This is a genomic window from Algoriphagus sp., assembly GCF_024642405.1.
Classification (GTDB): domain Bacteria; phylum Bacteroidota; class Bacteroidia; order Cytophagales; family Cyclobacteriaceae; genus Algoriphagus.
Window position 1 is genome coordinate 1 of the sequence record NZ_JAHEBC010000451.1, and the last position, 2,774, is coordinate 2,774.

Genomic DNA, 2,774 nt, shown 5'->3' on the forward strand with positions numbered 1-2,774 from the left:
CGCTAATTGGGAAGCTTTCAAAGCCCTAGGAATCGTAGCCTCACAAAAAATATATTTTGCATCTTTTGGTAGCATTGAAAGAATTTTAGAAATATCCTTATCCTGAACCATTCCTAGAACTAACCAAAGATCTGAGTATTTATAGGTTTTTAATTGATCAAGAATTTCTGAGATTCCTGATTCATTATGTCCTGTATCGCAAATTACGGTGGGTGATTCTCCTAAAATCTGCCACCTGCCCTTTAGGCCAGTTTGGTTTGCAACTTTGGACAAACCTTCTAATAATTGAGTATCGGCGATCTCCCAACCTCTCAATTTCAATTGATCAACAGTTTCTAAAATACCGGGAAGATTAAATTTTTGATAATTTCCTAAAAGGTCAAGAGTAATATCAATTTCTTTTTCTTTTGAGTTTACTCGATAAGCTGCAAAACCCTTTGATTCGTTGATTTTTTCTACTTTCCATTTTTGATCGGCAAAGAAGATTGGAGAAGAAGTACTATCCGCTTTTGCTTGAAACACATGCTTCGTTTCCTGCTGAGTTTGAGAAATAACTACCGGAATATTCTGCTTGATAATTCCTGCTTTTTCTCCAGCAATAGCTGGAAGCGTATTTCCCAGAAATTGCATATGGTCAAATCCGATATTGGTAATGACAGAAATTTCAGGTAGAATCACGTTTGTGCTATCAAACCTTCCTCCCATTCCGACCTCAATCACGGCAATATCGACCTTCTCTTCAGCAAAGTACCAAAAAGCCATCGCTACTGTCATTTCAAAGAAACTAGGTTTCAATTCTTCTAGAAAATCTTTATGCTCCTTTACAAACTGAATCACTTTTTCTTGCGGAATTTCTATTCCATTGATCCGGATTCTTTCAGTGAAAGATTTAAGATGTGGAGAAGTATAGAGTGCGGTCTTATAACCCGAGGATTGAAGAACAGATGCCAAAGCATGGGAAGTACTTCCTTTCCCGTTAGTTCCAGCTACATGTATAGATTTGAATTGCCTTTCAGGATGTCCCAAATGAGCACATAATGCTAAAGTATTGCCAAGATCAGTTTTGAATGCAGAAGCACCTACCCTTTGGAACATAGGTAAAGCATTGAACAAATAGTCCAGCGTTTCCTGATAATTCATGGGTTAATCCACTTTGATAATGAATGTAATTTTACCGGAAGAAAAATCAGCAGCAGCTCCGCCTTGTTTCTTGAAGGAAACATCAGTTACTACTTTTCGGTAATACGCCAAAACCTCATTCGACACATTGTATTCTAAAGGCACGGCTTGAACAATTCTACCAGCATCATCTACTGTAATTTTAAAAACGATCTTTCCATTTCTTGTAGATACCCGATCATTGATATTTGGTCTATTTGCAAAATCCCAACCAGCAAGGTCTAAGCTTACTCCGTTCCCGGGATTTGTTCCTTTTCCACTACCTGTACCCATGATTGCTCTTCCATCAACAGTTCCTTTTGGATCGCCTTCATCTCCTTTTTCATTGGAAGTTCCTTGGGCTCCACCAGATGCTGGAGTAGTCCCCTTTCCGGAAGTACCTCCGGCGCCGAAAATTGCTCTTTGATCCACTTTAGGTTTCTCAGGAGCTTTTTGCGTAGTTTCCTCAGCTTCTGCTTTCGCAGGAGTAGTCACAGTTTTTGAAGGTTCTGTTTTGGCTGGGTCAGGCTTTTTAGCAGGTTCAGAGGCTTTTTCTTCCCCTTTGATAGGTGAAGGGTTTGTCGTTACTGCTTTATTTACAGCTGGTTGTGTCTGAGTTTTAGGCTTTGCAACTTCGGTCTTTGGACTTGGAGTAGGTGTAGCAGGCTTTGTTACAGCTTTCTCTACCACCTCACCAGGAGCAGCTGCTTCTGTAACGGGAGTTTGAATTTCGGAAGGTGCATTGGGACTATTTCTTTCACCAGATCCCGTTGGTGTAAATCCTAAATTCAGTTCTAGGCCAAATGTAGGAAGCGGTGGAACTGGTTGTTTCCAGACCACAATAAAGTAAAAAGCAAGAAGTAGAAGGACATTGAATACAATTGTAATTATCCATGCCCTTTTTTTGCTTTGAGATTCTTCTTTATCCGCGTCCCAATAGTGCATAATTAATATGGCTTTGTTGCGATCGAGACATTTGCTTCCAATCCGGCAGCTATGCCTCCAATTTCGACTAAATATTCAACAGGAACTTCTTTATCGATATGTAAGACCACTTGACCTTTTTTATCTGCCAATAGATTAGTCAATTCAGCTTTGATATTTTCTCTTGCGACAATTTTATCGTTTACTGAATACTTGAAGTCCTTAGTGATGGTAACGGAAACTTCCTGCATAACGATGTCTGAAGTTTCACTTGAAGGTAAATTTACCGGTAATCCTGAGGGAGTAATGAACGAGGAAGTAAGCATAAAGAAGATCAATAACAGAAATATGATATCTGTCATTGAAGACATGCTAAATGCTGGGTCAACCTTATTTTTAGCTTGTAATCCCATCTTATTTATCTTGAAGTAAATCGATGAATTCTACGGTAGTATATTCCATGTTATGCACCAACTTCGATACCTGAGATACCAAATAGTTGTACCCTAAATACGCCAAAATCCCAACCACAAGTCCTGCTGCAGTAGTAATCATTGCCTCGTAAATTCCTTCAGAAAGCAATTTTGGAGAAACCATTCCCTCTTCCTGAGCAATGGCAATAAAAGCTTGAATCATTCCAGCTACTGTACCCAGGAAACCAATCATGGGTGCGGCTCCAGAAACCGTGGCAA

Annotated in this window: 4 protein-coding genes; all 4 read right to left on the minus strand. The window is 39.5% G+C overall.

Features of this window, described 5'->3' with window-relative positions; all coding sequences use genetic code 11:
• A partial coding sequence (locus Q0L68_RS19195; protein WP_296705862.1) for a folylpolyglutamate synthase/dihydrofolate synthase family protein occupies window positions 1-1,140 on the minus strand: 1,140 nt, incomplete at its 3' end.
• Between the two features lie 3 nt (window positions 1,141-1,143).
• A complete protein-coding gene (locus tag Q0L68_RS19200; protein ID WP_296705863.1) occupies window positions 1,144-2,103 on the minus strand; it encodes an energy transducer TonB in 960 nt (319 codons plus the stop codon).
• A gap of 2 nt (window positions 2,104-2,105) precedes the next feature.
• The gene (locus Q0L68_RS19205; protein ID WP_206586818.1) at window positions 2,106-2,495 is read right to left on the minus strand and encodes a biopolymer transporter ExbD; all 390 of its coding nucleotides are present in this window, start codon (window positions 2,493-2,495) and stop codon (window positions 2,106-2,108) included.
• A 1-nt stretch (window position 2,496) separates the two neighbouring features.
• Window positions 2,497-2,774 (minus strand): MotA/TolQ/ExbB proton channel family protein (locus Q0L68_RS19210; RefSeq protein ID WP_296705864.1); only part of this gene is annotated, 278 nt, incomplete at its 5' end.

What these genes read in the sequence shown, in the direction of transcription:
- Q0L68_RS19200 (WP_296705863.1), bottom strand. Translation starts at nt 2,103, where the DNA reads ATGCACTATTGGGACGCGGATAAAGAAGAATCTCAAAGCAAAAAAAGG.
- Q0L68_RS19205 (WP_206586818.1), bottom strand. Translation starts at nt 2,495, where the DNA reads ATGGGATTACAAGCTAAAAATAAGGTTGACCCAGCATTTAGCATGTCT.